At 46.3% G+C, this 21826-nt stretch carries 23 protein-coding genes; 17 read left to right on the top strand and 6 right to left on the bottom strand.

Annotated features, from left to right (window positions below; all coding sequences use genetic code 11):
* Positions 1-161 precede the first annotated feature (161 nt).
* From IAQ59_RS17110 to IAQ59_RS17065, 10 genes are all read left to right on the top strand, one after another.
* The gene (locus tag IAQ59_RS17110; protein ID WP_209332060.1) at positions 162-2324 is read left to right on the top strand and encodes a glutamine synthetase III family protein; all 2163 of its coding nucleotides are present in this window, start codon (positions 162-164) and stop codon (positions 2322-2324) included.
* A gap of 203 nt (positions 2325-2527) precedes the next feature.
* Positions 2528-3397: an alpha/beta hydrolase gene (locus IAQ59_RS17105; protein WP_209332059.1), complete on the top strand. Its 870-nt coding sequence runs from the start codon at positions 2528-2530 to the stop codon at positions 3395-3397.
* A gap of 89 nt (positions 3398-3486) precedes the next feature.
* Entirely contained in the window at positions 3487-3894 is a 408-nt protein-coding gene (locus tag IAQ59_RS17100) for a YciI family protein (RefSeq protein ID WP_245189676.1), read from the top strand.
* A gap of 65 nt (positions 3895-3959) precedes the next feature.
* Complete coding sequence (corA, locus tag IAQ59_RS17095) at positions 3960-5018, top strand: magnesium/cobalt transporter CorA (protein WP_245189675.1); 1059 nt, start codon at positions 3960-3962, stop codon at positions 5016-5018.
* 279 nt (positions 5019-5297) lie between these two features.
* A complete protein-coding gene (locus IAQ59_RS17090; protein WP_209332056.1) occupies positions 5298-5495 on the top strand; it encodes a helix-turn-helix domain-containing protein in 198 nt (65 codons plus the stop codon).
* Between the two features lie 4 nt (positions 5496-5499).
* Entirely contained in the window at positions 5500-6516 is a 1017-nt protein-coding gene (locus IAQ59_RS17085) for a hypothetical protein (RefSeq protein WP_209332055.1), read from the top strand.
* Positions 6513-9869, top strand: a complete 3357-nt coding sequence (locus IAQ59_RS17080) for an Eco57I restriction-modification methylase domain-containing protein (RefSeq protein ID WP_209332054.1) — start codon at positions 6513-6515, stop codon at positions 9867-9869. Before IAQ59_RS17085 ends, IAQ59_RS17080 begins: the two co-directional genes overlap by 4 nt.
* A gap of 180 nt (positions 9870-10049) precedes the next feature.
* Positions 10050-10454 (top strand): hypothetical protein, encoded by a 405-nt coding sequence (locus IAQ59_RS17075; protein ID WP_209332053.1) that lies wholly within the window; start codon positions 10050-10052, stop codon positions 10452-10454.
* Positions 10455-10460: 6 nt separating this feature from the next.
* Entirely contained in the window at positions 10461-10742 is a 282-nt protein-coding gene (locus IAQ59_RS17070) for a four helix bundle protein (protein ID WP_209332052.1), read from the top strand.
* A 273-nt stretch (positions 10743-11015) separates the two neighbouring features.
* Positions 11016-12059, top strand: a complete 1044-nt coding sequence (locus IAQ59_RS17065) for an aldo/keto reductase (RefSeq protein ID WP_209332051.1) — start codon at positions 11016-11018, stop codon at positions 12057-12059.
* A 56-nt stretch (positions 12060-12115) separates the two neighbouring features.
* Here IAQ59_RS17065 and IAQ59_RS17060 read toward each other — a convergent pair whose 3' ends face one another.
* Entirely contained in the window at positions 12116-12841 is a 726-nt protein-coding gene (locus IAQ59_RS17060) for a thioredoxin domain-containing protein (RefSeq protein ID WP_209332050.1), read from the bottom strand.
* A gap of 13 nt (positions 12842-12854) precedes the next feature.
* Positions 12855-13064, bottom strand: a complete 210-nt coding sequence (locus IAQ59_RS17055; RefSeq protein WP_209332049.1) for a YgaP family membrane protein — start codon at positions 13062-13064, stop codon at positions 12855-12857.
* Between the two features lie 395 nt (positions 13065-13459).
* Here IAQ59_RS17055 and IAQ59_RS17050 point away from each other — a divergent pair, with 395 nt between their 5' ends.
* Together IAQ59_RS17050 and IAQ59_RS17045 are read left to right on the top strand one after the other, a co-directional pair.
* On the top strand, positions 13460-13954 hold the full coding sequence (locus IAQ59_RS17050; protein WP_209332048.1) for a low molecular weight protein-tyrosine-phosphatase: 495 nt from the start codon (positions 13460-13462) through the stop codon (positions 13952-13954).
* On the top strand, positions 13938-14810 hold the full coding sequence (locus tag IAQ59_RS17045; protein ID WP_209332047.1) for a fructosamine kinase family protein: 873 nt from the start codon (positions 13938-13940) through the stop codon (positions 14808-14810). Before IAQ59_RS17050 ends, IAQ59_RS17045 begins: the two co-directional genes overlap by 17 nt.
* Before the next feature lie 5 nt (positions 14811-14815).
* Here IAQ59_RS17045 and IAQ59_RS17040 read toward each other — a convergent pair whose 3' ends face one another.
* Positions 14816-16081, bottom strand: coding sequence for an aspartate kinase (locus IAQ59_RS17040; RefSeq protein ID WP_209332046.1), 1266 nt, complete (start codon positions 16079-16081; stop codon positions 14816-14818).
* A 51-nt stretch (positions 16082-16132) separates the two neighbouring features.
* Between IAQ59_RS17040 and fbp the strand changes: the two genes are divergently transcribed.
* On the top strand, positions 16133-17143 hold the full coding sequence (fbp, locus tag IAQ59_RS17035) for a class 1 fructose-bisphosphatase (protein ID WP_209332045.1): 1011 nt from the start codon (positions 16133-16135) through the stop codon (positions 17141-17143).
* Between the two features lie 46 nt (positions 17144-17189).
* On the opposite strand, the gene IAQ59_RS17030 is transcribed toward fbp, so the two are convergent.
* The 3 genes from IAQ59_RS17030 to yihA all read right to left on the bottom strand — a co-directional run bounded on the left by IAQ59_RS17030 (position 17190) and on the right by yihA (position 18629).
* On the bottom strand, positions 17190-17507 hold the full coding sequence (locus tag IAQ59_RS17030) for a hypothetical protein (protein WP_209332044.1): 318 nt from the start codon (positions 17505-17507) through the stop codon (positions 17190-17192).
* Positions 17508-17515: 8 nt separating this feature from the next.
* Positions 17516-17959 carry a DUF5606 family protein gene (locus IAQ59_RS17025; RefSeq protein ID WP_209332043.1) on the bottom strand — a complete coding sequence of 148 codons (444 nt, stop codon included), beginning with the start codon at positions 17957-17959 and terminating at the stop codon, positions 17516-17518.
* Positions 17960-18026: 67 nt separating this feature from the next.
* Positions 18027-18629, bottom strand: a complete 603-nt coding sequence (yihA, locus tag IAQ59_RS17020; RefSeq protein WP_209332042.1) for a ribosome biogenesis GTP-binding protein YihA/YsxC — start codon at positions 18627-18629, stop codon at positions 18027-18029.
* Between the two features lie 118 nt (positions 18630-18747).
* On the opposite strand from yihA, the gene ubiE reads away from it, so the two are divergent.
* The 4 genes from ubiE (at position 18748) to IAQ59_RS17000 (ending at position 21791) form a co-directional block, all read left to right on the top strand.
* Positions 18748-19470: a bifunctional demethylmenaquinone methyltransferase/2-methoxy-6-polyprenyl-1,4-benzoquinol methylase UbiE gene (ubiE, locus tag IAQ59_RS17015; RefSeq protein ID WP_209332041.1), complete on the top strand. Its 723-nt coding sequence runs from the start codon at positions 18748-18750 to the stop codon at positions 19468-19470.
* Positions 19419-20195, top strand: coding sequence for a type IX secretion/gliding motility protein PorT/SprT (gene porT / locus IAQ59_RS17010; RefSeq protein ID WP_209332040.1), 777 nt, complete (start codon positions 19419-19421; stop codon positions 20193-20195). The genes ubiE and porT overlap by 52 nt, the downstream gene beginning before the upstream one ends.
* Positions 20196-20262: 67 nt before the next feature.
* Positions 20263-21024, top strand: a complete 762-nt coding sequence (locus tag IAQ59_RS17005) for an SDR family NAD(P)-dependent oxidoreductase (protein WP_209332039.1) — start codon at positions 20263-20265, stop codon at positions 21022-21024.
* Positions 21025-21122: 98 nt separating this feature from the next.
* Positions 21123-21791, top strand: coding sequence for a M15 family metallopeptidase (locus tag IAQ59_RS17000; RefSeq protein WP_425342620.1), 669 nt, complete (start codon positions 21123-21125; stop codon positions 21789-21791).
* Positions 21792-21826 lie beyond the last annotated feature (35 nt).

Here is a 21826-nt window from a genome sequence, read left to right as displayed (position 1 = left end):
GAAAACCCCCTCGAAAAACAGGGCTTGGTTTGATTTTGGGCGCTATTTTTTTACAAAAAGTGTAATTTTGGAGAAAATCAGCTCGAATTTCCACTCATTTACTTGTTTTATGAGATATTTTTCTACTTTTGTGTATCAATTTTAAACCACAAATTTCAACGATGGCAACATTAAGACAATTAGCGCTTATGAAGGTGCAGGAGCGGTCCTACGTGACCTCTGAAGCACCCTCTCTAAAGATTTCTGATTACTTCGGATCTCAGGTATTTGGTCTGAAGGAAATGCGGGAAGCATTGGCTCCTTCCGTTTACCAGCGAGTTGCCGGTGCGATAGAAAAGGGAGCAAAAATTGACATGTCCACTGCGGAAGAGGTAGCTACCGCGGTGAAGAGTTGGGCAATGGCCAAGGGTGCCACGCACTACACCCACTGGTTCCAACCGTTGACAGGCTCCACAGCTGAAAAGCACGATACGTTTTTTGATGCCCTCTCCGGAATGGAGAAATTCAAGGGTTCTGCGTTGGTACAGCAGGAGCCGGATGCCTCCTCTTTTCCTAGTGGCGGTATCCGAACGACCTTTGAAGCGCGGGGATATACCGCGTGGGATCCAAGTTCCCCCATATTTATCTACGACAAAACCCTTTGTATCCCAACCATCTTCGTGTCTTACACCGGGGAGGCGTTGGATTTTAAAACCCCGTTGATCCGTTCTTCGGATGCGATCAACCACGCAGCGGTGGACATTTGTCAGTATTTCGACCGAAACGTGAAAAAGGTAACCCCTTCACTGGGAGTGGAACAAGAATACTTCCTAATCGATAAAGCACTTTATTCTACCCGTCCTGATATCGTGATGTCTGGCCGGTCGGTGTTTGGACACAATCCCGCCCGTGGACAGCAATTGGACGACCACTACTTTGGATCCATTGCGCAGCGCGTGAAGGAATACATGAAGGACTTCGAGATCGAGGCGTGGAAATTGGGTATCCCTGTTTCAACCCGTCACAATGAAGTGGCTCCCGGTCAGTACGAAGTGGCTCCTTTGTTTGAGGAAATCAACAAGGCCTGTGACCACAACCTGTTGTTGATGGACTTGATGGAAAAGGTGGCCGACCGACATGGTTTCAAAGTGTTGTTTCACGAAAAGCCCTTCGCCGGACTTAACGGTAGTGGCAAGCATAACAACTGGTCACTGATTACCGATACGGGTGTCAACCTGTTCCAGCCTAGCAACTCAGCCAGGGAAAATCTGCAGTTTCTGTGTTTCTTGGTAGGAACGATCAAAGCGGTATATGTCTATGCCGACCTGCTAAGGGCCAGCATTGCATCTGCGAGCAACGATTACCGATTAGGTGCCAACGAAGCACCTCCGGCGATTATTTCCGTGTTCCTCGGATCTACCCTTAGCTCCGTCTTGGACGAGTTGGAGCATAACGGAAACGTGAAAATCGAGAAAGGTGACAACATGTACATGAAGCTCGGTCTTACCAAAATCCCGGAAATCATACTGGACAACACCGATCGTAACCGTACCTCGCCCTTTGCCTTCACTGGTAATAAATTCGAATTCCGTGCAGTAGGATCCAGTGCCAACTCTGCAGGCCCTATGACAGCGCTGAACGTGATCGTTGCAGATATACTGAAGGAAATGAAAGTTGACATCGACAAGGAGATGGAGGCAGGTAAGGAGAAAAAGATTGCCATTGTAGATGTATTGCGCAGATACATCAAAGAGAGCAAGGATATACGCTTTGAAGCAGACGGATACTCCGATGAGTGGGCCGAAGAAGCTGCTCGAAGAGGTCTATCCAACCTGAAGAGCACACCTTTTGCCTTGGATACCTTGGTGACCAAGAAGACCGCTGATCTCTACAAGCGCCATAAGGTTCTCAACGAGAAGGAGCTTCACGCAAGGCACGAGATCCGCTTGGAAAACTACATCATGCGGGTACAGATCGAATCCAGGGTAATGGGTGACCTAGCGCTTAACCATATCATTCCTACCGCGATTCAGTATCAGAACAAGCTGATCGAAAATGCCAACGGCCTCAAAGGTCTCGGATTGGACCACCGCGCGGCGATAGAAACCATTGAGCAGGTGAGCAAACACATCGAGTCTTTGAAACTGAACGTAGGGCAGATGATCGAGGCCAGAAAGCGAATCAACAAAGAGGAAGATATCGCTAAAAAGGCGAAGCTGTACAGCACGGATGTGAAAGAAGCTTACTTTGACAAAATCCGGTACGCGGTGGATAAGCTGGAGTTGTTGGTAGACAACGAATCTTGGCCGCTCGTGAAATACCGCGAGATGCTGTTTATAAAGTAATGGATTATTCAACCGGCCGAGCAATCGGCCGGTTTTTTTTTCGAGGGAGGTTCTTTTTCTCATAGGCGCTCCAAAAAGGAGGTCGGCAGGGACTCGTTGGCAGGTAATATTTTTTGATCAGGTGGTTCGGGCAAGAAAATATCCTTATATTGGGGTTTTAGGAAATGTCCTTTTGTTCCAATAAACCCCTATCAGATAACCCCATGAAGAACCTACACGTCTCCACGTTGATTTTTGCGTTTCTCCCGCTATTGTCCGTGCTAGCACAAGAAAGCAGGGTATACGATAACCTCACCCTTCAGAGTGACCTTCTGAAGATGGAGCGCCGATACGCCATTTACCTGCCTCCCGGCTACGATCACTCAGAGCGTAGTTATCCGGTCCTGTACCTGCTGCACGGTGGAGGAGACGATCAAACCGGTTGGGTGCAGTTTGGGGAGGTGCAGCACATCACCGACAAGGCGATCAACGAGGGGACAGCAACTCCGATGATCATCGTCATGCCGGACGCCAATACCGGGAGAAGGGGCTATTTCAACGATGTGAATGGGGAATGGCGCTACGAGGATTTTTTCTTTGAGGAGTTTATTCCCTTTATTGAGTCGACGTACCGCATCAAGGCAGCGAAGCGATACCGAGCGGTAGCCGGACTGTCCATGGGTGGAGGCGGCTCGTTTTTTTATGCCATGCACCGCCCGGATATGTTTTCCTCTGCTGCCCCCCTGAGCGCGGCCCTGCGCAGTCAGCCAAAAGAGGAATTCCGCCAGGCCTTGGAAAACAGTGGCGCGAAGATAAACAGTGCCGCCTCTTTGGATGCCTATTATGACCGGCATCAGGCACTGAGGCAGATTGAATTGAATTCTTTGGATCAAATGAAGTCCGTCAGGTGGTATTTTGACTGTGGCGATGACGACTTCCTATACGAAGGAAACAGCTTGGTTCACATCGCCCTGCGCAAAAAGGAAGTTCCCCATGAGTTCCGGATACGTGATGGAGGACATACCTGGGGCTATTGGCGCAGTGCCCTGCCGGATGTATTGGCATTTGTGTCCGAGGCTTTTCACCAACGCTAACGAATACTGAAAACGCAGAACCATTCCATATGCAAGTGAGGTGCTATCTTTATATTCTTCTGGCAGGACTGCTAATTCCTATTGGCAGCATGGCGCAGGATCAAAACCCTCAGTACGATGAGGCCTTGGCCCGGGAGTTGGGCGCGGATGATTATGGCATGAAGATGTACACCTTTGTACTCTTGACCACTGGAGACCGGAGTCCGGACGATCAGGCCTTGGTGGCGGCGGCCTTTGCCGGACACATGGCCAATATAGATCGCTTGGCTAGGGAGGGTAAGCTACTAGTAGCCGGTCCTTTTGGACCAAACGGAGATGCCATGCGAGGGTTGTTTATTTTTGACAGCGGCGATGTGGATCAGGTACAGGAGTGGCTGGCCGACGATCCCGCGATTGCGGAGGGGATACTGAAAGCTTCGCTGTATCCCTGGTATGGTTCTGCCGCACTGCCTTCCTATTTAGAGCTGGCGGACAAACTGTGGAAGGAGAAGCCGTGATGCGGTTTCGAAGATAGTCCGGCTCCAAAATAGATGCGAAACTAGATTTTTATCCGATGGCCAAGATGAAACACAAACGAAAATCCAAGGCAGGGATGGCGCCTGGGACGTTGCTGTTTACCGGTGAGCGGAAAATGGAGGATGTTTTGATTTCGCTTATTCGTTTTGAGGGGGATTATTACGAAGAAAAATCGCTCAGTTCCGTGCAGGAGGCAATACAGGAGCTTGCTTCAACCGCGGGGGTTACCTGGATCAACGTGGATGGGCTGCATGAAATAGGCGTGATAGAAGCGCTGTGCGACTACCTGCAGGTACACCGGCTGACGACGGAGGATATACTGAGTGTGGGGCAGCGCCCAAAGATCGAAGAGCATGATCAATACCTTCATGCGGTCGTGCGGATGTTTATGGTAGGCGGTGGTGGTGTGGAGGTGATCGATGAGCAGCTTAGCTTTTTGTTAAAGGACAATGTGCTGATTTCCTTTCAGGAGCGCAGTGGAGATGTATTCGATGGTCTTCGAAAGCGGCTTCGGGAAGGAAAGGGCCAAATCCGTCGTCGTGGTGCAGGCTATCTGCTGTATGCGATGCTGGATTCGGTGGTGGATAATTATTTTGTTATTTTGGAAAACCTTGGGGAGCGCTTTGAGGAGTTGGAGGAGGAGCTGTTGTTACGGCCTACCCGGGCTTCCTTGGGAAGGCTGCATGTGCTGAGGAGAGAGACGATACACCTGCGAAGGTCTGTTTTTCCGCTGCGGGAGGTTATGGGTCGCTTCGAGCGGATGGACCATCCGATTCTTCCGGTGAGTGCCCATGTTTTCATCCGGGATTTGTACGACCATACGGTGCAGGTGATCGAAAATGTGGAAGTGCTGCGGGATATTTCTGCCAGCTTGCTGGACCTGTATATGAACAGCGTTTCAAACAAGATGAACGAAGTGATGAAGGTGCTTACGATCATCGCGACGCTGTTTATCCCGCTGACCTTTATCGTGGGGGTATATGGGATGAATTTTGACTATATGCCGGAGTTGCGGTGGCGTTACGGGTACTTTATCGTGATGGGGCTGATGTTTGTGGCGGTGCTAGGCATGTTGTACTTTTTTAAGGGTAGGAGGTGGCTTTAGGCGACTGAGGACGTTGCAGGAGCGTTTCGGTAGAAAAAGCACCTTATGAAATACCCCACTCGGGGTATTTTGTTCTGGTGGAGCAGGTTAGTTTTAGCCAACGCGTAAATAGACACAATTGGTTGGTGCTGACACGCATAGTCCAAACTAAAAAACCGAAAAGCCTTATTTTTTTGCCGGTTCTCGGACAGATTGACAAGTAAGCGAATCAAAAGTATATTGAAAAATGAGATAAAAAGCAAAATTTCGGCTATTTTAGTGATTTAAATTTATACGGAAATGAACAGAATAAAGGAAGTGCTAGAAGAAAAAAGAATTAAACAAACTTGGTTGGCTGACAAGCTCGGAAAGAGTTATAACATGGTGAACGGCTATGTGCAAAACCGACAACAGCCAAGACTTGAAATCCTTTTTGAAATAGCAAATATCCTTGAAATTGATGTAAAGGAACTTTTAAAGTCCAATAAAAAAAAATAGACGAGTGCGAACAGGAATCGACATATTAGAAAACGAATTAGTTGCTCAGTACCCTGACATACTCGAAATATTACTTCGTGACCACACGACTCAAAACAATATTTTTTGGGCTACCAAAAACTACGAACATCTTGGAGCGCCCTACAATTCTAATGCCTACATACTTCCAGAGTTAATTACAGGAGAAAACGGCAATATCATTATGCCGAGAGTGCATAAAGACAAGGTTTTGCAACAGTCCAGATCCAAGGAAATGGCCGAAGTGTTTACCCCTTTGTGGATATGCAACGCTCAAAACAATCTAATTGATAATGCTTGGTTTGAAAGGGAAGGAGTTTTTAATCATGAAAAAACCTTGTCTGACGGAACAAAAGGTTGGGAGGTAAATACAGATAAAATTACTTTCCCGAAAGGCAAAACTTGGATTAGCTATGTGAGAGATACACGGTTAGAAATTGCTTGTGGAGAAGCTCCTTACATCACTAGTCGATATGACAGTACAACGGGAGAATTCATTCCTATTCAAAACAGAATTGGGATTTTAGACCGGAAACTAAGGGTAATAAACGAAAATGTTCATAGCTCAGGAGAGTGGTTAAAGGCAGCACAAACAGCGTATAAAAGCACCTATGCTTTTGAATGGCAAGGCGATAGCTTACTACTCGCAAGAGAAGCCATGCTTATGACATTTATAGAAAATTATAGTTTCAAATTTGGTAAAGAGACATTACTAAAATCAATTAAATATATAGCTTACATTATTTCTTGGAATGTCTGGCAGATGGATGGATTAAAGGGAGTGATTCCTAACTCTTGCGGCACTATAAATATAACAGACATTGACCTCTTTGGTAATGTTAAAACTGAAAATGGTTTTTGTAAAGGGTGTATGGATAGCAATATGTTAAGACATAATGGAACATATTGCTGGATAAAAGACTGGTCAAATAGAGACTCTAAAACAGGCAGGATGGGTAAAAAAATCAGGTTCGTTGACCTTCTAAACTATCGTGGAAAATGAAGTTTACATCCTCTTTAAAGCTCAAGTTGATCTATGTTTTTCGCATAAACGATGCTGCGCATAGTGGATGTTTGAAAATTGGAGAAGCCACTTCCGACAATGAAAATATTTGGGGCCTAGAACCGAACAGTAAAGCACTTAACAAAGCTGCCAAACAGCGTATAGACCAATACACCCAAACGGCAGGAATTGCCTATGACTTGCTTTATACAGAACTAACCATTTACAATGGCAAAAATGGACTCAAGGCTTTTTCTGACCATGAAGTGCATAATGTGCTTACGCGTTCAGGTATAGAAAAGAAAGTATTTGATGCTAAAAACAAAGCCAATGAGTGGTTCATCACTGACCTTGAAACGGTAAAAAAAGCCATTGCAGCCGTAAAAGAAGGACGCGATTCCCTGCATGCCAGTGAAATTTCAGAAACCCAAAACCCTATTGCATTCCGACCTGAACAAAAAGAAGCGATTGAAAAAACCGCAAAGCAGTTCAAAAAAGGAAACGAAATGCTATGGTTTGCAAAAATGCGTTTTGGAAAAACTCTTTCTGCTCTTCAAGTTGTAAAGGAACATGAATTCACCAGAACCCTTATTCTAACTCACCGCCCTGTTGTTGATAAGGGTTGGTTTGATGATTTTGGAAAGGTTTTTTATGAGCCGGGATATCCATTCAGATATGGTTCTAAGAATAAAGGAGACCAATTTACAACCCTCGAACGTGAATGTAAAAAAGGAAATTCCAAGTACATCTATTTTGCATCTATGCAAGACCTAAGAGGTTCGGAATTGGTAGGTGGCAACTTCAATAAAAATGATGAAATCTTTGGAACAACTTGGGATTTTGTGATTGTAGATGAAGCGCATGAAGGCACACAAACTGAACTAGGAACAAACGTACTTAGAGAGCTTAAGAAAGAAAATACAAAGGTGCTTCACCTTTCAGGAACTCCCTTCAATTTACTGGACAATTACCAAGAGGAAGAGATCTATACTTGGGATTATGTGATGGAGCAAAAAGCCAAAGCCGATTGGGATAAAATTCACTTTGGCGACCCAAACCCTTATGCATCTCTTCCAAAACTCAATATTTTTACGTACGACCTTGGCAAACTGTTACACGGCTACATTGACGAAGAAGTAGCGTTCAATTTCCGTGAGTTTTTTAGAGTGAACGAAATAGGAAGTTTTCTCCATGAGAAAGACGTGTTTTCATTCCTAAACCTCATTTGTAAATCTGATGCTGAAAGCAATTACCCCTATTCAACAGAAGCATATCGGGATAATTTCAGGCATTCGCTTTGGATGGTGCCTGGCGTAAAGGAAGCCAAAGCATTAAGTTCCATGCTAAAAACCCACCCTGTTTTTGGTCAATTTGACATTGTAAATGTGGCAGGTGATGGTGATGAAGAAGAAGCCAATGAAGAAGCTCTTAAAAAAGTAGAAAAAGCCATTGGCGACAATCCACATGAAACTTACACCATTACGCTTTCGTGCGGACGGCTAACCACGGGGGTTTCGGTAAAAGCATGGACGGCTGTTTTTATGCTTTCAGGCTCACACAATACTTCGGCTTCTGCCTATATGCAAACCATTTTCAGAGTACAAACGCCTGCTACTATCAATGGTAAAGTAAAGGAAGAGTGCTTTGTTTTTGACTTTGCTCCTGACCGAACGCTGAAAGTGATTGCCGAAACGGCTAAAGTTTCTGCCAAGGCAGGTAAGACCACAGGCGAAGACCGCAAAATCATGGGTGAGTTCCTGAACTTCTGCCCCATCATCGCTTTTGACGGTTCTCGCATGAGGGATTATGACGTGAACGGAATGCTCGAACAGCTCAAAAAGGTGTATATCGAGTGGGTGGTAAACAATGGATTTGAAGACCAGCATCTGTACAACAGAGACCAATTGATGCAATTGGATGATGTGGAAGTAGAGGAATTCAATGGATTGAAAAAAATAATCGGCAGCACCAAAGCCATGCCCAAAAGCAAGGACATAGAAATAAACAAGCAAGGCTTTACAGAAGAAGATTACGAGCAAATAGAACAAGCTCAAAAGAAGAAGAAAAAAGAACTCAGCCCCGAAGAAAACGAACTTTTAGAACGCTACAAAGAACAGAAAAAAATGCGAGATACCGCAGTTTCTATTCTTCGTGGCATTTCTATTCGTATGCCTTTGTTGATTTATGGAGCGGATGTTAAAAATGAAGAAAACGAATTGACCATAGACAACTTTACGGATTTGGTGGACGACCAATCTTGGGAAGAGTTTATGCCCAAAGACGTAGATAAAGCCACTTTCAAAAAGTTCAAAAAGTACTACGAGCCGGATGTCTTCCGTGCAGCAGGCAAACGCATCCGAGCTTTGGCTCGTGCCACCGACCATGTGACCATAGAAGAACGCATTGAGCGCATCACCCACATTTTCGGCACCTTTAGAAACCCCGATAAAGAAACCGTATTGACGCCTTGGCGTGTGGTGAACATGCACTTGGGCGACTGTTTGGGCGGTTATGTCTTTTTGGATGAAAACCGTGAAAAAACCATCTCTCAACCCAAATATGTTACCCAAGGCGAAGTAACCGATGAGGTTTTTGCCACAGATTCCCGAATTTTAGAAATCAATTCCAAATCGGGTCTGTACCCTTTGTATGTAGCCTATTCCATTTTTAGAAAGCGAATCAAGGAAAAATACCCAACGGCAGCACCCAATACGCTCACGGTGGAACAACAGCAGGAATTGTGGGATAAGACCGTAGCGGAAAATGTGTTTGTACTCTGCAAAACCCCCATGGCGAAAAGCATTACCAAACGCACCTTGGTAGGTTTTAGAACTGCACAAGTAAACACGCACTATTTTGAAGACATGGTGCGACAAATTACCCAACGTCCAGAAAAGTTTATAGCAAAAATCAAAAAGGGACAATCTTACTGGAAAGCAAATAGCAACAACGACATGAAATTTAACGCAATCGTAGGCAATCCGCCTTATCAGGAAACAACTGGTACGAATTTTTCCAAGCCTCTTTATCATTTGTTTTTTGAGGTTTCAAAATCCTTAAAACCAGATTATTTAAGTTTAATTCACCCGGCTCGATTTCTTTTTAATGCGGGTGCAACCCCAAAAGAGTGGAATGAAATGATGTTGAATGACCCTCACCTAAGCATCCCCCTCTATGAGCCAGACTCACAAAATATATTCCCGAGTGTAGACATAAAGGGGGGCGTTTGTGTTACATTTTGGAGCAAAAAAAATCCCAGTGGTGGACTTGGTGGTAAATTTGTTGGAAATAATGTACTACGGGGGATTCTCAAAAAAGTTAAATCCGGTGGTTTCGAAATAATTATTGGTTAAAGAGGTGGAACACGTACAAAGCGATTTCTCGATAGTCACAATAGGCAGCGATCGTATTTTCCATCTAGTATATTTACAACTAATCAAGAGAAATTTTCAGAAAAAAAAGACAATACACATCAGGTAAAAATTATAGGATTAATTGATAACAGAAGAATAGAACGGTATGTAAATGAGGACTTGATATCTGATATTAATTTAAAAAAGTGGAAATTGTTTATTCCAAAATCGAATGGAACGGGGGCATTTGGAGAAACTTTAAGTACACCAATGTTAGGTGAGCCACTAACAGGATGTACGGAATCTTTTATTCAGATTGGGGCTTTTGAAAGTCAAACGGAGGCACAAAACTGTTTAAAATATATCAAAACTAAACTGTGCCGTGCACTGCTTGGGACTTTAAAAGTTACACAGGATAATCCTAAAAGTGTCTGGCAAAATATTCCCCTCCAAGACTTTACCCCCAACTCAGACATCGATTGGACCAAATCCATTCCCGAAATAGACCGGCAGTTGTACAAAAAGTACCAATTGAGTGCGGAGGAAGTAGCGTTTATAGAAAGTATGATCAAGCCGATGAGTTAATCATTAATGGTGGAAGAGAGGGAATTTGTGATCAGCAAGCAATTTCTTCGCGCTGGTACAAGTGAGGTAGCGAAGGTAAGAAAACAGAAAAAGTCGGAAACCAAAAATGGTCTCGTTTACAAAATGGCTATTGCTCAAAAGGAAATAAACGAAAGAACTTATTGGGTGGAGAAGCTAAAAGCAACTACAAAAGCTAACCCGAAGCAGCGTGCGGCCGAATTACCGGCTAAGTTCACACTTCGACGGTTTAGTCGGACGGCCCGCTCCGGTAATATCGGCAGTCAATAGCGAGCTTACCAGCCCATTTACTCAGATTGAAATTCCAAGAAGGGTACGGGCCGAAACTTTTTTGCCTAGGTGGTGTTGACCCCTCAGTCATTCTTCGCAAATTAAACCGCCTTATTCCGGTTTTTTCGGAGGTATGCCGTAAATTGGCAAGTCAGTGCGTTGTTTCGCCATTTCCATAGCGATTGGTACGGGTTGGCTGCCCACCTTGGCGCAATGGACTCACTGGCAAGCCATAGGATGTATTATTTGATCATATGTAAACCATTTATTACCATGGAATACCGATTTCTGGGAGCATCGGGCCTCAAGGTGCCCGTTTTAAGTTTTGGAACTGCCACCTTTGGCGGCGGCAATGCCTTCTTTAAAGCCTGGGGTGAAACCCAAGTAGACGAGGCCAAGAGGTTGATCGATATCTGCTTGGAAGCAGGCGTTAATTTGTTTGACACGGCGGATGTGTACTCCGGTGGCCTTGCAGAGGAAGTTCTTGGAAAGGCGATTGCCGGCAGGGGCCGCGAGTCGCTGCTGCTTTCTACCAAGGCTACGTTTCCCTTTGGCGAGGGTCCCAATAACCAAGGTTCGTCCCGGTTTCACATTCTGCGGCAAATTGAAGGAAGTTTGAAGCGTTTAGGCACAGATTACATCGATATTTACCACATGCACGGCTTTGACGGGGTCACGCCGGTGGAGGAAACGCTTCGGACGTTGGATGACTTGGTACAAAGTGGGAAAGTCCGGTACCTTGCGGCATCCAACTTTTCCGGTTGGCACCTGATGAAGTCCCTTGCTTTATCGGATCGGTATGCTTGGAACCGCTACGTGGGGCATCAGGTGTACTATTCGCTGGCCAATCGGGATTATGAATGGGAGCTTATGCCGCTGGCATTGGATCAGGGAGTGGGCGCATTGGTGTGGTCTCCCTTGTCTGCGGGTAGGTTGGGAGGCCGATATGGCCGTAACCGCCCCATACCTGAGGAAGGAAGAATTGCCCAGGGTGGTAGTCCTATTCCCGAGATGGTGGTAAATGAGGAAGTTTTTTACCGTACGGTGGACGTGCTAGGTGAAATTGCGGAGGAGTGCGAAAAAAGCATCGCGCAGGTCGCCATCAATTGGCTGCTTCGCAGACCTACGGTCTCGTCGGTGGTGATTGGTGCGAGAAATGAAGCGCAACTCCGGCAGAATCTGGGCGCGGTAGGTTGGGCGTTGTCAGTCGATCAAATCAAGCGGCTAGACGAAGCAAGCGAGGTTCCACCAGCTTATCCCTATTGGCACCAATGGAAGAACAAAACGCTAAATCCCACACCGAATTTCTACGGCTAACCGAAAGGAATAGGCGCTTCGGCGAACAAGGTCAACGGGACTATTCGGTGGCCGGTCTAATTTAACTGGCTCCGAACCCCTTCTTCTTCGATAAACCCTGCGTGTTCCCAGACCAAGTCTTCGTTTTTGTACAGCTTCAGTACAGGCAGGGCGGAAACACCCAGTTCCTTGCATAAATCTGGATTGTCATCGGCATCTATTCGGATCACAGTCACTTTATCTGCCATTTCCGTGGAAATTTTTTCCAAATACGGCTCCATCTTTTTGCAGGGAGCACACCAGACTGCATAGAAATCCACCAAGGCTAGTTTGTCGGTTTGGAGTAGTTTTTGGTACTCGGCCAAGGTCATCCCACCGCTTTCCCGTTTTTCCAATACAATTTCGGGAAGGCCGGCATTCCTCCATTCGAGGATTCCTCCCGGCATTTCATAGACTTCTTGGTACCCCTCTTTCCTCAGGTAGTTGGCGGCAGCTTTACTTCTTGCGCCACTCAGGCAGTAGATATATACTGGTTTTGATTTGTCCAGGGCACGTATTTGATCCTGAAACTCCTCCCCGTTGATGTTTACATTAGCGGCATGTTCAATGTGTCCTTTTCGGAACTCCTCCGGTGTGCGGACATCCACCAGTTGCAGGTTGGCGGTCTTTTGTATGAGCTCGTTGAATTCAACCGCGGTGTACTCGGTTTTTTCGTTCGCTTGGCTGACTTGTTGTTCCTGTTGCTGTCTGGGCGAACAACTTAAACTGATCCAGAACGTGACGGCTATCGCGATTCTATACATGTCAAAAATAGTTTTATTTTTTGCTGATTTTACAGGAATTGATTCCTAATGGGCAATACAGTGGGCAAAAGCCGACCAGCGAAGTGACTACCATAGATGCCGCAACGACACCCAGTACGATGGCGAGCGTGCCTGAAATGGTTCCTGTAAAGTATAAAAGGGCAATCAACAGTGCGATAGACAGCCTGATAACTTTGTCAATTTTTCCGATATTCTGTTGCATCACAGATCGATTTTAGGTGTTGGATAAGCCACATTCTTTCGAAGAAGGGCCGTTGATTAGTGCAATAATCGGGATGTTTTCGGAGTAAAACAGGTACTTTTGTTACAAAAGGAAAAATTTTTTGCTTCGGCACCCCTGTGGCAAGTAGAAGGGAACCAAAGCTGGCGGGGTTTAAAACGGGTTTTTTGGGGTTGTTCGGATTAAAATTCCTGGTTCCCAGGGGTTAATTGGAGCGCTTTTTGTGCATATAGTGTGCAGAAATAGAGAATCAAGTAAAATGTGAACAAGAAATGGCGTATCGATAAGGAGGATAATTAATAAAATGTGTAATTTTATTCCTTTCGTAAGCTCGATCTGGCGCTAGTGAAAACCACGCTTTTATTAAACACCCTTTAATGGTTAAGGTATTATTTATTTGTTTGGGAAATATCTGTCGTTCGCCTTTGGCGGAAGCGATTTTTAACGCCAAGGTAGCTGCCCGTGGATTGAGTGGCTTGGTTTGTTCGGACAGTTGTGGTACGTCGGATTTTCACATCGGTGAGCTTCCCGATGAGCGGACATTGGCTTGTGCCGATAGGTACGGAATTCCGATCAACCACCGAGGAAGGCAGCTACAGCGGAGTGACTTTCGGAATTTTGATTATTTGGTAGCCATGGATACCTCCAACTACCAGAACACCGTGAAGCTTGGTCAACGGTACAAGCTAAAGACGGACCACATCTACTTATTGAGTGAGTTTGCCCCTGACGCTTCATTTACGGATGTGCCTGACCCTTATTACGGTGGTTTGGGTAGCTTTGAGGAAGTATATCGAATACTGGACGCGTCGTTAGATCAGTTTTTGGCCAAATTGGAGAACCTTCCAAGTATCCATGGAAAACCCCAATGACTCTTTTGAGGCCATTCTTTTCAAAGTGTTTGGCCAAGACATTTCCCTAAAAAAATACGCCTTGATTGCTGCGGGTAATGCCAATCAGGCGGTTCTTTTAAGGACTTCCTGGGGGGCTTTTTTTCTAAAATTCAACTACGAAGCCAACGGAGATATCTTTCGGGAGGAGGCGCATGGCCTGGAGCTGATGGCCCGCCATACCTCTTTATTTGTCCCGGTGGTATACGGGTTTGGACAGGTAGAGGGGACCAATTACCTCGTGACGGAATGGGTGAGGCAAGGACCTCAGTCCACCGATTACTGGAGAACGCTGGCCGAAGGCTTGGCAGAGCTGCATATGGCAACTCAGGCAGGTTTCGGTCTCGATCACCCAAACTACATAGCCATCTTGCCCCAGCGCAACGAGTCACACCCAGACTGGACTAGTTTTTTCATCGATGAACGGTTGGAACCCTTACTGCAACGGGCGCATGACCATCAGTTGATTTCTCTTGAAATCGTACAAAAAGTACAGGCTATTTACCCGGCTCTTTGGGGATTTTTTCCCAGTGAGAAGCCCGCTCTGCTGCACGGGGATCTGTGGTCTGGCAATATCATGAGGACCACGAAAGGGAACCCAGTCTTGATAGACCCTGCGGTATATTATGGTCATCGCGAGATGGATATCGCATTTTCCCGGCTTTTTGGAGGTTTTTCAGAGGAGTTTTATGAGGCATACAACGATTTTTTCCCCATGGAGCCCGGATTTGAAGAAAGAAAGGATGTGTACAACCTGTATCCTTTGTTGGTCCATCTGAATTTATTTGGAACAGGCTACCTTCCTGGTATCCTTCGGGTGGTGGAGCGCCTATCCTAAGCACCCTATCGCAGCAGCATTTGCAAAGTATTTGGGCTTTTTTCTGTCAGATATACCTCTTTTGATTCATTTCTATAGGTTGCTTCATGTGTATCATCGTAATTTTTCACGGTAACCAACCGAAGGTTTTCTGTTTTTTGAACATGGAATGTTTCCAATAGCTGTTTTGGTAGCGGGTCAGGCATCTGTTCGGGCTGATCGATCACTAGGTGTATGGTCACCGCACTACTTTGGAGTAAATTGATGTTCCAATTGAAACTCTTGGCGGTTTTAAAAATTTCCTCGTAGTGGAATCCCCCCACTTTGGAAAGGTCCCTAACCCGGAAGGTAATCCAAACTTGTTTGGACTTGATGATGGTGATCGGGATTTTAGGATGGTCTTCGAAGCTGCCTATCACGGTGCCCGGAAGATCCGGATTCACAAAAGATTTGACATAAAGCGGTATTTTCTGTTTCGCCAGTGGTTTGATCGTTTTGGGATGGATCACCTTGGTGCCGAAATAGGTCATTTCGGCGGCTTCTTCAAAATCCAAGTGATCAAACTTAATGGCGTCCGGAAAGAGATCGGGGTCTCCGTTTAGGATGCCGGCGACATCTTTCCATATTGAGACCGATTTGGCTCCCAAGCTTACGGCAAGGATGGCTGCGGTAAAGTCCGACCCTTCGCGGCCCAGCGTGGTGGTGTTTCCGAGCCAATCGCTGCCCATGAATCCTTGCGTGATTACCGGATAGTCTTCCAATTTTGGAGACAGGTATTTTCGGCATCGTTGCATGGTCAATACCCAGTCTACTTTTCCCATCTTGTGGGTAGAATCGGTCGCGATGAGTTCGCGGGCATCTTGCCATACACAAAACAGGCCGTTCATGCACAGATATTCCTGCAGGATGCGGGTGGAGATCAGTTCGCCAAAGACGATGGTTTGGTCGTATAAAAAGGCCTTCCCTTCCGTCCTGAGATCGCTGCCTAGCTTTCGTTTGAGTTGGGAAAAGGAGTTGGCTACCTGGCTGAAGATGCCATGGTCTGCCGGGAATAGCGATGCGCAGATTGCCTGATGGTAGCTTTCCAAATCGGCTAGTTCAGTGTCATAGGTAGCTTCCCCATAGGCTTTTTCGATGATCCGTTCCAAGTGGTCGGTAGTGTCACCCGAGGCTGAAACGACGACCACTAGACCATTTTTCCACCTGGATTTAAGGATGTTTGCGACGTGTTGAAAAGCAGGGGCATCTTTGACGGAAGCACCGCCAAATTTAAAGACAAAGGGCTGGACCATGTGGGAGGAATGCGTTGATTACGGGAATTTTTCGTAAATTCGATCAAAGTTATGAAGACCAAACCTTACATACAAGACACCTCCTCGTTAGGATACTTCGTGGGAGTGACCCTGGATCGCTTTATCAAGAGCATGCAGGACGATTTTCCTTATGCCACCGGAGAGCTTTCTCAGTTACTGCGGGACATTGCCTTGGCGTCCAAGATCGTTTCGCGGGAAATCGGCAGGGCTGGACTGTCGCACGTCACAGGGGCCTACGGACATACCAACGTGCAGGGAGAAGAACAGCAAAAATTGGATGTCGTGGCCAATATCCGCTTTATTCGGGCATTGAGCAAAGGCGGCGAGGTATGTGCCATTGTGTCCGAGGAAGACGATGAGGTCATCGATCTGCAAAACAAGACCGGGAAATACGTGGTAGCGATTGATCCGCTGGATGGCTCTTCCAATATAGATGTAAATGTGTCCATAGGCACTATCTTTTCGGTCTACCGGCGTGTGACGCCCCTAGGATCTTCCATTGCGCCCGAAGATGTCTTACAAAGCGGGGTGAAGCAAGTCGCTGCTGGCTATGTGCTCTATGGTTCATCCACCATGTTGGTGTATACCACCGGCAGTGGGGTGAATGGGTTTACGTATGAACGTTCACTTGGCGAATTTTTTCTTTCGCATCCGAGTATTCAGGCACCGGCTTCCGGTGAAATCTTTACGATCAACGACGGCCTTACTCCGACCGTAGGCCTGGGCGTGGTGGAGTTTTTGAATACCTGTAAGCGCAAGGGCAGGACTTCCCGCTACATCGGCAGCTTGGTCGCTGATTTTCATCGGAATCTGCTGAAGGGAGGCATTTACATGTATCCTGCTTCCTCAAAGAATCCGAGTGGCAAAATCCGACTAATGTACGAAGCCAATGCGTTGGCATTTATAGTAGAGCAGGCTGGAGGCTTGGCTACCGACGGCAGCCGACGTATCCTGGAAATACAACCTGAAACGCTGCACCAACGAACGCCCCTATTTATAGGTTCCAAAGGCTTGGTGGAGGAACTGATGGGGCAACTTTGAGCTTTGGGACGAGGGAAAAGGTGAATCTCAGCTCCTCAGTCACTCCTTAAAGCCCCTCCCCGTAGGTCGCCCGAAGGCGTTGTTTTAGCAGTTGCCGATCTACCAGTGCGAGACTCAGGTCCATCGCCAGGCAAGCTACCGGGGAGTGGTGCAGGATATGCTTGAGTTTTTCTTCGCCCAAATCTACCCGATAGCAAAGCTGCAGCAGGCTATCCATGTCCTGATTTAGCATCCGACTGATCGCAGGGCAAATAAATGCAGCCAAGTCCTCCCGTGACACACTTGAAGGTGTATCCGGGAGAAAAAGCTGCTTTTGCAGGTTTTTTGCACAGGCAGCCCAGAGCGCCTTTTCCTCAGGATTCAAGGCAGTGTTTAGGGTTCTGTGGAACTTCCCTCCGGATTTTCGGTGGGGCTTTCCTCGGTGTCCGTCAGCATTTCTGGTGCCTTATTCCGGATGAGGTGGTACCAATTGATCAGTTTTTTGATATCCGAAACATACACCCTATTCTCGTCATAGTCGGGTAGTACGTGTTTTAAAAACGCTTTCAGTTCCTCGTTATCGGCATCCTGCACGCCGGTGTCTCCAGCGAATTCCTTTTCGATGGTTTTCATCACTTCGTGAAGCGGGGTAGATCCCTCTTCCGTCAGGGTGTAGATGGAAATTTCGCTAAGCAGGGATACACGCTGACTGGCTCCTACGACCATTTTGGCTTTTTTTTCGTCCAGTGATTCTAGGATGACGCCGCTACGGCTAGGCTTCAGGACTTTATAAAGGCCCGGTTTTCCGGATACGGTAGCTAATTCTTTAAATTCCATGATGCAATAAATGTAATTACGGTATAATTAATGTATGTTGGCTAGTCCCTTAGTGGGGTTGTGGAGACTACTTTTGATAGAATTCGGCCACGTTTTCTTCAATATAGGCAATCAGGTCTTCTTTTCCGATTCCGGTCTCTGCCGAGGTCACGAAGTGGTCAGGCAAGTCTCCGTACAGAGTTTTCATCTCGCCCAGAAATTTGTCCACATTGGCTTTGGTTTTGGTGACTGACTGCTTATCGGCTTTGGTAAACACGAGTGCGAAGGGAATGCCCCTTTCGGCACACCAATAGGTAAACTCCAGGTCAATCTTTTGGGGATCCAATCGACTGTCTATCAGGATGAATACCGCCTCCAGATTATCCCTTTGGGTAAGGTATTCTCGGATCATTTTATCCCATTCTGCTTTCAGGACTTTGCTTACCTTGGCAAATCCATAGCCAGGTAAGTCGACCAGATACCAGTTGTTATCTATGATAAAGTGATTGATTAACTGGGTTTTACCTGGAGTTCCAGAGGTCTTTGCCAGATTCTTTTGGTTGGAAAGCATGTTGATGAGCGAGCTTTTGCCAACATTGGATCTACCGATAAAGGCAAACTCCGGCTTGTCGGGAGAAGGACACTTTTTATAGTCCGTGTTGCTGATTAAAAATTTCGCTTGCTTGATCATCGTACTGGATTTTTGCACAAAGGTAAGCTTTTCTAATTAAACAAGGCCTACCAATTAATCTTTAACATTTTTCCGTAGCTAGGGTTTAGTTAGTAACTTTGACGTCCAAATAAGCGATATGACAGTAGTTCCCTACAAAGATAAAGAAGGTGGTAAAAAGGAGCAGGTGGCTGACATGTTTAATAACATCAGCAAGAAGTACGATTTGCTAAACCACGTGTTAAGCTTAGGTATAGATATTATCTGGCGAAAAAAGGCTGTTAGCCTACTAAAGAAAGACCAACCGAAGTTGATTTTGGATATTGCCACCGGGACGGGGGATTTTGCCATTGAGGCATTGGCCCTCAACCCCGATAAGGTAATCGGAGTGGATATTTCTGAAGGAATGCTTTCTGAGGGGAGAAAGAAGCTCAAGAAGCGAAAGTTGGATGATCGCATCGAGCTGCAATTGGGGGATTCGGAAAAGTTGCTGTTCAAAGAAAATAAATTCGACGCTGTCATCGTTTCTTTTGGTGTCAGGAACTTCGAAAATCTGGAAAAAGGATTGGCGGATATGCGTCGGGTCTTAAAGCCCGGGGGCAAAACGGTCATCGTGGAATTCTCCAAACCCAAAAAATTCCCGATGAAGCAAGCATATAATTTTTATTTTAAATATATTTTACCAAAAATTGGAAAGGTTGTTTCAAAAGACAATGCCGCTTATACCTATCTTCCGGAATCTGTACAGGTTTTTCCGGACGGCAAGGACTTTCTGGATATACTGGAAAGGGTAGGCTTCAAAAACACAACATGCACACCACTCACGTTCGGAATAAGCTCCATCTATGTAGGGGAAAAATAGTTTTCTTAATCTTCCTATTCTCAATAGTATCCAACGGCCTTTACGCGCAGCAAAGGCATATTGCCATTCACCATTCAGGAAACGATGACCAGTTTATATCCTATGGGTTCTTTTTGGCCGCCCATAGCAGCAGCCTGCGGGTAAAATATTCCGATGCCTTTATGGATCCTGCAAATGCCGGATTGTCTAATGTCCGGGCGGTGATGACTTCCTTTTCCCCAGGCTTTGCCTTGGGTTTTTTGGTGACCACCCGGCTGCACGATCAGGTGAATATTATGCTAACCCCGAAGGTAGGCTTTTATGAGCATAAGACCGATGTGCAGGTTTTTACGGATGCTTCCAACGTAGCCGGAGGAGTTGGGATCAATACCGTTCCGCTGATGACCGAGGAGACCTTGGTAGAATTGCCCTTACTTTTCAAGTATAAATCCGAGCGGTTTAACAATACCCGCATGTTTTTTATCGGTGGCGTAAACGGGCAGCTGCGCACCAAAAATCAGGAGGAAGCAGATGAGGATCCGGTAGTTCTAAGGGGTAGGGATGTAGCCTTGGAGATGGGAATGGGGTTTGACCTTTATTTTAAGTACTTCAAATTCTCTCCCGAAATCCGCTTTTCACATGGCTTGACAAATCTTTACCGACCTGGATTTGGTGACCCAAGGGTTACCGATTCGATCAGTGACATACGCCGAAAGAGCATTACGCTATACTTAAATTTTCAATAATTTCTCCCAGTTCGGTTTTTAGGCATGCTAGAATTTTATCCCTTCGGAGAAATTTTTAAATTCAAGCATGGAAAAAAAGATAGCTTGTATTACCGGTGCGACTTCCGGTATTGGATGGGCGACAGCCATCCATTTGGCAAAGGCGGGATATGCGATCCTGGCTTGTGGCCGGCGGCTGGAACGGTTGCGTGAGCTGGCAGAGGCCCTTCCCACCGGCACTCCTTACTGGTCTTTATCGTTTGACGTGCGGGATCAGTCGGAAGTAACCCGCGCATTTAGTTCCCTTCCCACGGAGTGGCAAGAAATCGAAGTCCTGATAAACAATGCGGGAAATGCCCACGGACTTGATACCATAGACGAAGGGAAGGTAGAAGATTGGGATGCCATGATGGATATCAATGTAAAAGGGTTGCTTTATGTTTCCAAGACCGTCATACCCGGAATGGTAACACGTAAGAGTGGGCAGGTTATCAATATCGGTTCCATAGCCGGAAAGGAAATTTACCCAAAAGGTAACGTGTACTGCGCTTCGAAGTATGCAGTAGATGCCCTCACCAAGAGCATGCGGGTGGACCTGAATCCCCATGGTATCAAAGTGATGGGCATACACCCTGGAGCAGTGGAGACCGAGTTTTCGCTGGTGCGATTCAAGGGAGATGCGGATAGGGCATCGGGCGTGTACGATGGCTTCGATCCGCTTACAGCCGATGATGTAGCAGAGATCATTGCCTTCGCAGTCACCCGGCCCAGGCATGTGGTCATGGCAGACGTGTTGCTCCTGCCACTGGCGCAAGCAAGTGCCACTGTCTTTAACCGGAATCCGTCGTGAAGCAGGTTAAGCTATTGTTCATCGGTTTATTGGCAGTAAGTTGTGGGCCATCCAGCCCGGGGGGAGCCAGTGTAAATGGGTCTCCCTCGGTGGAAGAGGTGTCGCCAAGTCTGGATCGGGGAGTACAAAATGTTCCGGCTACCGTGGCAGTAGTGGGAGAGTTGGAGCAGCGGCTCCTTGATGCGGGTTTAGCCAATGTTCAAGAGGTCATTCCAGAGGCTTTGGTAGAATTGAAATATTCCACCACCGATAATTTTTTCGGAATGGATGTATATGGCGATTTGGAAAATGCCTACCTGCAGCCTGAGGTGGCGCAGATGCTAAAGACTGCTTACGACCTACTACAGCAGCAAAATGCTGAATTGACCCTTTTGGTTTATGATGGCGTACGGCCACGATCGGTTCAGTGGATTCTTTGGGATAATTTAGATAAACCTGATAGCCTAAAGCCTCTCTACGTAGCGGATCCGAGGCGGGGGAGTTTGCATAACTATGGGGTAGCGGTAGACCTCACGCTTGCCAACAAGCAAACGGGCGAAGCTTTGGACCTGGGTACACATTATGATTTTTTTGGGTATCCGGCGTACCCGGACAGAGAGGATCAGATGCTTCGGGAGGGCAAGATTACACAGGCGCATATCCAAAACCGTGAATTACTGCGTGAAGTGATGAGCGGTGCTGGATTTAGCGGAATAGGCTCGGAGTGGTGGCATTTTGACGCATTTACCCGAAAAGTTGCCGCAGAAAAATTCGAAATTGTAGAATAATAATTGTATAATCGACCTCAGTTTCTAAAAACAAT

Source organism: Lunatimonas salinarum (assembly GCF_017811155.1).
GTDB lineage: Bacteria > Bacteroidota > Bacteroidia > Cytophagales > Cyclobacteriaceae > Lunatimonas > Lunatimonas salinarum.
The sequence above is the reverse complement of the archived record's forward strand: the minus strand, read 5'-3'. Positions and strand labels throughout refer to the sequence as shown.

What these genes read in the sequence shown, in the direction of transcription:
- IAQ59_RS17040 (WP_209332046.1), bottom strand. Translation starts at nt 16,081, where the DNA reads ATGGTCCAGCCCTTTGTCTTTAAATTTGGCGGTGCTTCCGTCAAAGAT.
- IAQ59_RS17100 (WP_245189676.1), top strand. Translation starts at nt 3,487, where the DNA reads ATGGCGCAGGATCAAAACCCTCAGTACGATGAGGCCTTGGCCCGGGAG.
- yihA (WP_209332042.1), bottom strand. Translation starts at nt 18,629, where the DNA reads ATGATCAAGCAAGCGAAATTTTTAATCAGCAACACGGACTATAAAAAG.
- IAQ59_RS17080 (WP_209332054.1), top strand. Translation starts at nt 6,513, where the DNA reads ATGAAGTTTACATCCTCTTTAAAGCTCAAGTTGATCTATGTTTTTCGC.
- IAQ59_RS17025 (WP_209332043.1), bottom strand. Translation starts at nt 17,959, where the DNA reads ATGGAATTTAAAGAATTAGCTACCGTATCCGGAAAACCGGGCCTTTAT.
- IAQ59_RS17060 (WP_209332050.1), bottom strand. Translation starts at nt 12,841, where the DNA reads ATGTATAGAATCGCGATAGCCGTCACGTTCTGGATCAGTTTAAGTTGT.
- corA (WP_245189675.1), top strand. Translation starts at nt 3,960, where the DNA reads ATGAAACACAAACGAAAATCCAAGGCAGGGATGGCGCCTGGGACGTTG.
- IAQ59_RS17055 (WP_209332049.1), bottom strand. Translation starts at nt 13,064, where the DNA reads ATGCAACAGAATATCGGAAAAATTGACAAAGTTATCAGGCTGTCTATC.
- IAQ59_RS17065 (WP_209332051.1), top strand. Translation starts at nt 11,016, where the DNA reads ATGGAATACCGATTTCTGGGAGCATCGGGCCTCAAGGTGCCCGTTTTA.
- IAQ59_RS17005 (WP_209332039.1), top strand. Translation starts at nt 20,263, where the DNA reads ATGGAAAAAAAGATAGCTTGTATTACCGGTGCGACTTCCGGTATTGGA.
- IAQ59_RS17045 (WP_209332047.1), top strand. Translation starts at nt 13,938, where the DNA reads ATGGAAAACCCCAATGACTCTTTTGAGGCCATTCTTTTCAAAGTGTTT.
- IAQ59_RS17110 (WP_209332060.1), top strand. Translation starts at nt 162, where the DNA reads ATGGCAACATTAAGACAATTAGCGCTTATGAAGGTGCAGGAGCGGTCC.
- IAQ59_RS17105 (WP_209332059.1), top strand. Translation starts at nt 2,528, where the DNA reads ATGAAGAACCTACACGTCTCCACGTTGATTTTTGCGTTTCTCCCGCTA.
- IAQ59_RS17090 (WP_209332056.1), top strand. Translation starts at nt 5,298, where the DNA reads ATGAACAGAATAAAGGAAGTGCTAGAAGAAAAAAGAATTAAACAAACT.
- IAQ59_RS17050 (WP_209332048.1), top strand. Translation starts at nt 13,460, where the DNA reads ATGGTTAAGGTATTATTTATTTGTTTGGGAAATATCTGTCGTTCGCCT.
- fbp (WP_209332045.1), top strand. Translation starts at nt 16,133, where the DNA reads ATGAAGACCAAACCTTACATACAAGACACCTCCTCGTTAGGATACTTC.
- porT (WP_209332040.1), top strand. Translation starts at nt 19,419, where the DNA reads ATGCACACCACTCACGTTCGGAATAAGCTCCATCTATGTAGGGGAAAA.
- IAQ59_RS17070 (WP_209332052.1), top strand. Translation starts at nt 10,461, where the DNA reads ATGGTGGAAGAGAGGGAATTTGTGATCAGCAAGCAATTTCTTCGCGCT.
- ubiE (WP_209332041.1), top strand. Translation starts at nt 18,748, where the DNA reads ATGACAGTAGTTCCCTACAAAGATAAAGAAGGTGGTAAAAAGGAGCAG.